A 6,410-nucleotide genomic window follows, 5' to 3' on the forward strand; every position below is an offset into this window, starting at 1 on the left:
CCGGTCGAACCCGCTCGGCTGGCCCGCCTCATTGGAAGGTCACCTCGTTCATGGTGCCGCCCTGCAGCACCCGCATCCGGACGCCGGCGCGCGGGCCGCTGTTGGACAGGGCGGGCGAGACATCGGTGCCGAAGACCGAGCCGGTGGCGGCCGCCAGGGGCGCGCCTTCCAGATCCACCGGGCGCACCGCCAGGGTCAGCCGGCCGAGCCGCTCCGCGACCGCGACGCGCTCCGCCTGCGAGGCGGAAACCTCCAGAGTCACGGTGCGCGCCACGTTGCGCGGCCCGGGTCCGGTGGCCGAGGCGGAGGTGCCGGTGGCACCCTGGGTGATGAGCTGGTCCACCGCGATGACCCGGACGTTGGTCAGCACGGTCTCGCCGACGAATTGGCGCGGCGCCTGCGGGTTGCCGGTGACGTCGAGTTCCTGCGTCAGGATCAGATCAACCTGGTCACCCGGCCAGATCAGGCCGGCGGCGCCGGTGACCGCGTTAACGCCGATGGAGATGGCCCGCATGCCCGGGCGCAGCACGGCGGCCAGGAAGCCACGGTCGCGCGGGCGCAGCACGTCGTCGCGCCGCACCACCTCGCCGGCCTCGACATAGCGGCGCAGCAGCGCGCCGCTCAGCTCGGCCTTGGTCGTATCGGTCTCGATGAAGGCGCCGGGGGGCATCTCGGCCTGCGCCACCTGGCGGATCTGCACGTCCTCTTCCTTCAGTAGGGTTCCGGGCGGCATCGGGCGCGTGGTCACCACCACGCCGATGCGGACAACCGGCGTTCCCGGGGTCTCGGCCGCCATGGCGGCGGGCGCGATCTGGTGCGGATTGATGCTGCGCCAGGCGAAGAGCGCGAAGCCGCCGGAGAAGAGCAGCAGCGCCAGGGCGAGGATGGACCGGATGATCACCTTAGCCTCCGTAGGTCTTCAGCAGGACGAGGCCGCCGCCGAAGGCGATGGCGACCCCGTAGGGGAGCGGGCCGCCGCGATGGATGCGGCGGCATTCGGCGGCGAGGACGCGGTGCAGCACGGGCGCGCCCGCGGTCAGGCGGCGCGGCGGCGGTGCCAGCCTTGCGGCGAGCAGATACCCTAGGCCGAGGACGCCGCCGGCCATGGTCGTCACCACGATGAAGCCGGGCAGCGCCGCGGGGCTGAGCCCGAGCGCGACGGCCGCGGCGACCTTCACGTCACCGCCGCCCAGCAGCCCGCGGGCGCAGAGCAGCGCAAGCAGCAGGAACAGGATGGCCGCCGCGCCGGCGGAGGCGAGCAGCGGCACTAGGCCCTCGGCCGCGCGCAGGGCAGCGCCGAGCAGGGCGACGCCGATCACCGCCTCGTCGGGGATCAGGCGCGTGGCGATGTCACGCCAGCCGGCAAAGGCCAGAAGGGCCATGATGAGTGCGGCGCTCAGCATCAGCATCGCGACATTCCCGGGGTCTGGCCTCGAACGTTGCCGTGGTCAGGGGACGGCCGCCGAGGCCGCTTTCTGGCGGAGTTCAGAGGACACCATCCAGCGCGATCTGCAACTCGGTATAGAAAGCCCCGAAAGCCGCGGCGATGGCCGCTGCCGTGACGCCCGCGATGACGGTGTATTCCACGGCGGTCACGCCGTCGCGGCGAGCCAGGGCGGCCCTCGACACCAAGAAAACGTTCCTGAGCATGGGTTTCTCCGCGTGAACGTTTCATTGGCGGGTGGCCCGGAAGACAGCGCCGGCCAGGGCGCGACCGCTGAGGTCGCGCCCTGCGGGAGTGTCAGAGGACTGCCTGCAGGGCGGTCTGCAGGTCGGTGTAGAAGGCGGTGAACGCCGCAACCAGAACTGTCGCCGCGACGCCGGCGATGACGGCGTATTCGAGGGCGGTGACGCCGTCGCGGCGGCGGAGGGTGTCCTTCACAAGGCGGGTCAGGGTTGCAAGCATTGGTCTCTCCACATGGTCTGTTGCACATAACGGGTGCACGGCTGGCTTAAAAAAGCGCGCCGCGGGGGGCCCGGAAGCGTCTCACCACCATGGGTAAGCGCCTCCGGAACGATACATCACACAAACTGACGTTCCAGGACAAAAACTGAGACTACCCTCACGATTTCGTGATTTACGGTGAAATCCGCGCGCGCGCTAGTTGCATTTCGCGGATGATCTGCCGTCATCCCGCCCGCGAATCGAATCGTACTGCAACCGTCATGGCGCACCGGCGAAGCGCGGGCGCCAACCAGAGTGCAGCCCCGGCTCGCACCGGCCCTCAAGAACGGCCCACAACGAGTTGACATCCAGCACGTCACGCGTCGGGCGCTCCGCAGCCGGCCTGTGCGACCCCTTCCGCACCCGCTCCCGACCCACCCAGGACGTCGGAATGCTTTGATCCAGCTTGGCGGAGCCTTAACATACGGACGTCGCAACGAGGGCCGGGACCGCGCCGGCCCTGCAGTCAGGTGCCATGGTGATCCTTCGGAAGACCACCCTCCGCGCTCGCCCCGCCCGCATCCGCACCGCCCTGCGCCGCCTGCTGCGCGAGCGCCGCGGTGCCGTCGCCGCCGTCGTGGCGATCGGCGCCACCTCGGTGGTCGGCATGGCCTCCTTCGCGATTGATGCGGGCGGCTGGTATCTCACCCGCCGCAGCGCGCAGAACGCGGCCGATTACGCGGCGCTGAGCGCGGTGCGCGTCTTTGCCGACACCGACGACAGCACCACCGCCATCGCCGCCGGGCAGATGATCTCGACCCGCAACGGCTATCAGAACGCCGTGGCGCAGACCACGGTGACGATCGCGCCGGAGCTGGTCGGTGGCGGGCGGCGGGTGCGCGCCACCATCTCTCAGGTGCAGCCGCTGATCCTGGCCGGCGCCGTGCTCAACGTGCCGAAGGTGGTAACCGTGACCGCCGTCGCCGAGGCGCTGGAGCCACCCGGCGGCGGTGCTTGCGGCCTCACCCTGAGCGGGCCGATGAGCTTCGGCGGCACCGGCAGCTTCTCAGGCAACAACTGCGCCATGGCCTCCAACGCGACACCCAACAGCTTCCAGTTCGGCTCCGGCCAGTCGCAGGGCGGCAGTTCCTTCACCGCCACGGCATGGAGCCTGGTCGGCTCCGGCGACAGCACCTCGTTCATCCCGGCGCAGGTCGATGGCCAGGTGAGCCTGACGGGACCGCAGCCCGCCTTCTTCCAGCAGCCGGTGGTGAACCCCTACGCCACGCTGGATGCCTACACGCCGGAATTCGACAGCGGCCTCGCCAACATGGCGAGCGGCGGCTGCATCAGCTTCGCCGAGACCCCGAGTGGCAATCCCGACGTACTCAACGCGCCTTCGGGTAGCACGCCCTATTGCGGCACCTCCCTCACCGGGAATGGCAGGTCCATCGTGCTGACGCCCGGAACCTACTTCATCCGCGGCGACCTGAGCACGAACCCCGGCACCACCCTCCGCTGCTCCGGCTGCAACAACACCGGCACCGGCGTGACGATCGTGGTCCTGGGGCGGATCCAAGGCACCACATGGAACCCAGGCGCGCTGGACCTTCGCGGGCTTGTGCAGCTCAACGCCCAGAGCACCAACTCGGTCAATGCGAATCTCGCCGGAGTGCTGTTCTACGTGCCGGGCGGCGACGATGTGACCATCACGGCGAACGCAACCACCGTTCTGGGCGGCGGAATCGTCGCGCCGGAATCGGAGCTGACGCTGATCGGCAACGCAACCGCCTCGGGGGTGCCGATCTCGAACTGCACCGTGCTGATCGCCGGGTCGATGAACGTCTCCGGCACTTCGGCGCTCAGCGTGGATGGCTGCGGCAATTATGGCACGCTGCTACCGCAGGTCACGCTCGTCAGCCTGATCGAATAGGGGACCACGCCATGCCACTGCACCGGCATATGCTACGCAAGCTGCTGCGCGGACGCCGCGGCGTCGCCGCCGTGGAATTGGCCATCGCCGCGCCGGTCTTCATCCTGCTTCTTATGGCGGTGATCGACTTCGGACGCGCCATCGACCAGACGATCCGGTTGGAGAACGCGGCGCGCGCGGGTGCGCAGTACGGGCTGGTCTTCCCGGACGACACGGCGGGCATCGAGGCGCGCGTCCGGAATGCGCTCGCCGGCTGGTCGGACGTGACGCCCACGGCGCCGCTGACATGCGAATGCGCAAGCCCGGGCGCCCCCTGCACCGCGAGCTGCGCGCGGATCCTCACGGTCAGCGTGACGCGCCCCTTCACGGCCGCTTTCTTCGTCACCGTGACGACGCTCTCGGCGAATGTCGTGCTCCGGATCGCCTGAAGGATGAACGGACCGGCCGCATCCGGAGGCCTGCCGCGCTTCATGTCCCGGTGCCGGATGCTGCGATCGCGGCGGGGCAGCGTCGCCGTGGAGTGGGCGCTCGGCGCCCTCGTCTTCGCCGCTCTCCTGCTCACCGGCATGGAATTGGGCCGCTACTACTTCATGGCTCAGTCGCTGCAAAATCTTGTCGGCGAGGTGATCCGCGCCGCTGTCGTTAACACGGCGCTTGGCGATGGCGCCGAGGACTGCACCACGCCGAAGAGCACCTATGCGCCGCTTACTCCGATGATCAACACGGCCGATCTACTGATCTGCGTGCAGCGCACGCGCGTCGGCGGAACCGTGACAATCAACGTTCGAGGAACCATCCCCTATGCCTTCCTGACTCCGATCCTCAACGGGACGAGCAGAACGCTTTCGGAAACATCGCAATACTCCTACCCCGGCAGCTGATAGTCGGCGTCGAGCGGCCGAGGGTCCCCGCGCTTGAGCACGACGACACATGCCTGCTGGCCCCCGGGGCGATGGCCAGACCGCTGAACAGCGGCCCAGCAGCAGTCCTCGGGCAGCGGGCCAGCAGAGTCTCCGTTCAGCCGTTCACGGACGGAACCCGTTACCCTCGTTTTCTTGCGGTATTGTAACCGTTACACGTTCTCCTGCCCATGTGTGTCGGTCAGCACTCGTGCCGCCTATAGCAATGCTGGCGGATATGGCCGATCGCCTTCACTCGGGATATGCGTTGCTCCACGAGCCTGGCGATTGCTCCAAGAGGTCCCGAGTTGGAAGCAAGTCCCGAGATTGCGAGCCGCGTCGAAGGTCGCCTGGAGCGGCTCGGCCTTTCGGCTGAGAGGAGGCCGACCGTCAGGCTGGGCTGCCCGTGGGCACCGTCTCGGCGCTCGTGCGCCAGGCTTGGCAGCCTTCCTCGCGGCAATGCGCTGCAGCGCCTGGCGACTGCACTGGACGTGTCTGAGGAGTTCATCCTCGGGCTGGAGCCGGGGGACCTGATCCCGGCCGACATGCTGGAGGACTCGCAGGGCGAGTTGGGCCTGCTCGCGCCCGATGAGGAGGCGCTGCTGCGGCACTACAGGCGCCTGGACGTCCCAACCCGTGCCGCGGTCGTGCAGCTCGTATCGCGCGCGGCGGGCCCCGAGCCGGAGCCCGAGGTCGCCAAGCAGATCGGGCGCAGCCGCGGGCGGGTGCGCAAATGACCAACGCGGCTTTGCCCCCGTATCACCTCACGTCCTCAACGAGCGCACGGACCACAAACAGGAGTGAGACTATCTCCTTCTCGAGCCGCACCTCGTCCATTCTGCGTAGGCCCTGGTCATCCTCGCCGTCGAGGTGCAGGACGGCGTTCGCAAGCTTTCTCAGCCGGTGCAGCGCCGCCTCATTCGCGTGGCGCGGAAGGCGTCCACGGGCATTCCGGATACTCTCGCTAAGATCCCTACCCTCCGCGCGGTAGTGATCTCGAAGGACAGCCTCCACGACCGAACGCATGAGGGCAAGGGCGGCGTAGGGCGCGCCGAACACGAAAGCATCGTGCGCCTGTTCCAGATTCTTGAGCAGTGAAAGCTTTTCCGCACTGCTGTGCTTAGCAGCAATCCGCCGGGGGACGAGCACGAAGGGAACGATAGCACGCCGTCTAAAGACGCCGCGCAAATCAAAGCCTGCGTCTTGTTTCAGCCAATCCCATGCGGCAAGCCCATCTTGAACGCGCTCGACAAACTTGCTCTGCAACTCATCCCAACGATGGTCCTGATCAGCGTTGGACCGCGCGAATTCAATCGCCTTCTCGATGCTGCCAGCCTGCTCGCTGGCTTCCTCGTCCGCGTTGTCCCATTCCAGATCCGCTCTACCCGCCTTTCCAGCTGCAGCACCGCTGAGCTCTGGCAGCAAGTCCGACAGCCAAACATCCGATACGACTCGCTCGTAGCGATTTTCGTAGTCGCGCCAGGCCGCGATGAACTTGGGATCAGCGGGAGCAAGAAGCAATGCCCGGACACGGCGTTCATTCATCCTCAGCAGATTTGCTGCGACGAAGAGATCGATGCACAGGTCCTTCACGCTAGGTCCTGTGGACTCTCAGGATTCCCCATTTGATTGAGGCATGATTCAAGGCTGTTCTGTGCGATGGGGGCGGCCTTGGCGGTGCTGGATCGGCTCG

General features: G+C 67.6%; 9 protein-coding genes. 4 read left to right on the forward strand and 5 right to left on the reverse strand.

Going from position 1 to position 6,410, the window contains the following annotated elements:
- Positions 1–28 precede the first annotated feature (28 nt).
- The 4 genes from cpaB to ACESM1_RS27175 form a co-directional block, all read right to left on the reverse strand.
- Complete coding sequence (gene cpaB, locus ACESM1_RS27160) at positions 29–901, reverse strand: Flp pilus assembly protein CpaB (protein ID WP_372624358.1); 873 nt, start codon at positions 899–901, stop codon at positions 29–31.
- A 1-nt stretch (position 902) separates the two neighbouring features.
- Complete coding sequence (locus ACESM1_RS27165) at positions 903–1,409, reverse strand: prepilin peptidase (protein ID WP_372624359.1); 507 nt, start codon at positions 1,407–1,409, stop codon at positions 903–905.
- A gap of 76 nt (positions 1,410–1,485) precedes the next feature.
- On the reverse strand, positions 1,486–1,650 hold the full coding sequence (locus ACESM1_RS27170) for a hypothetical protein (RefSeq protein ID WP_372624360.1): 165 nt from the start codon (positions 1,648–1,650) through the stop codon (positions 1,486–1,488).
- Positions 1,651–1,741: 91 nt separating this feature from the next.
- Positions 1,742–1,906 carry a Flp family type IVb pilin gene (locus ACESM1_RS27175; protein WP_372624361.1) on the reverse strand — a complete coding sequence of 55 codons (165 nt, stop codon included), beginning with the start codon at positions 1,904–1,906 and terminating at the stop codon, positions 1,742–1,744.
- Positions 1,907–2,420: 514 nt separating this feature from the next.
- Between ACESM1_RS27175 and ACESM1_RS27180 the strand changes: the two genes are divergently transcribed.
- The 4 genes from ACESM1_RS27180 to ACESM1_RS27195 all read left to right on the forward strand — a co-directional run bounded on the left by ACESM1_RS27180 (position 2,421) and on the right by ACESM1_RS27195 (position 5,454).
- Positions 2,421–3,818, forward strand: a complete 1,398-nt coding sequence (locus tag ACESM1_RS27180) for a pilus assembly protein TadG-related protein (RefSeq protein ID WP_372624362.1) — start codon at positions 2,421–2,423, stop codon at positions 3,816–3,818.
- Between the two features lie 11 nt (positions 3,819–3,829).
- A complete protein-coding gene (locus ACESM1_RS27185; protein WP_372624363.1) occupies positions 3,830–4,246 on the forward strand; it encodes a TadE/TadG family type IV pilus assembly protein in 417 nt (138 codons plus the stop codon).
- A 3-nt stretch (positions 4,247–4,249) separates the two neighbouring features.
- Positions 4,250–4,699, forward strand: a complete 450-nt coding sequence (locus tag ACESM1_RS27190) for a TadE/TadG family type IV pilus assembly protein (RefSeq protein WP_372624364.1) — start codon at positions 4,250–4,252, stop codon at positions 4,697–4,699.
- A gap of 509 nt (positions 4,700–5,208) precedes the next feature.
- Positions 5,209–5,454, forward strand: coding sequence for a hypothetical protein (locus ACESM1_RS27195; RefSeq protein ID WP_372624365.1), 246 nt, complete (start codon positions 5,209–5,211; stop codon positions 5,452–5,454).
- Between the two features lie 22 nt (positions 5,455–5,476).
- Here the strand turns inward: ACESM1_RS27195 and ACESM1_RS27200 are convergent, their stop codons facing one another.
- Positions 5,477–6,310 (reverse strand): hypothetical protein, encoded by an 834-nt coding sequence (locus ACESM1_RS27200; protein ID WP_372624366.1) that lies wholly within the window; start codon positions 6,308–6,310, stop codon positions 5,477–5,479.
- Positions 6,311–6,410 lie beyond the last annotated feature (100 nt).

Source organism: Falsiroseomonas sp., from assembly GCF_041690465.1.
GTDB lineage: Bacteria > Pseudomonadota > Alphaproteobacteria > Acetobacterales > Acetobacteraceae > Falsiroseomonas.

Excerpts from the sequence above, each read along its gene's own strand:
- ACESM1_RS27175 (WP_372624361.1), bottom strand. The coding sequence starts at position 1,906 with ATGCTTGCAACCCTGACCCGCCTTGTGAAGGACACCCTCCGCCGCCGC.
- ACESM1_RS27190 (WP_372624364.1), top strand. The coding sequence starts at position 4,250 with ATGAACGGACCGGCCGCATCCGGAGGCCTGCCGCGCTTCATGTCCCGG.
- ACESM1_RS27165 (WP_372624359.1), bottom strand. The coding sequence starts at position 1,409 with ATGCTGATGCTGAGCGCCGCACTCATCATGGCCCTTCTGGCCTTTGCC.
- ACESM1_RS27180 (WP_372624362.1), top strand. The coding sequence starts at position 2,421 with ATGGTGATCCTTCGGAAGACCACCCTCCGCGCTCGCCCCGCCCGCATC.
- ACESM1_RS27185 (WP_372624363.1), top strand. The coding sequence starts at position 3,830 with ATGCCACTGCACCGGCATATGCTACGCAAGCTGCTGCGCGGACGCCGC.
- ACESM1_RS27170 (WP_372624360.1), bottom strand. The coding sequence starts at position 1,650 with ATGCTCAGGAACGTTTTCTTGGTGTCGAGGGCCGCCCTGGCTCGCCGC.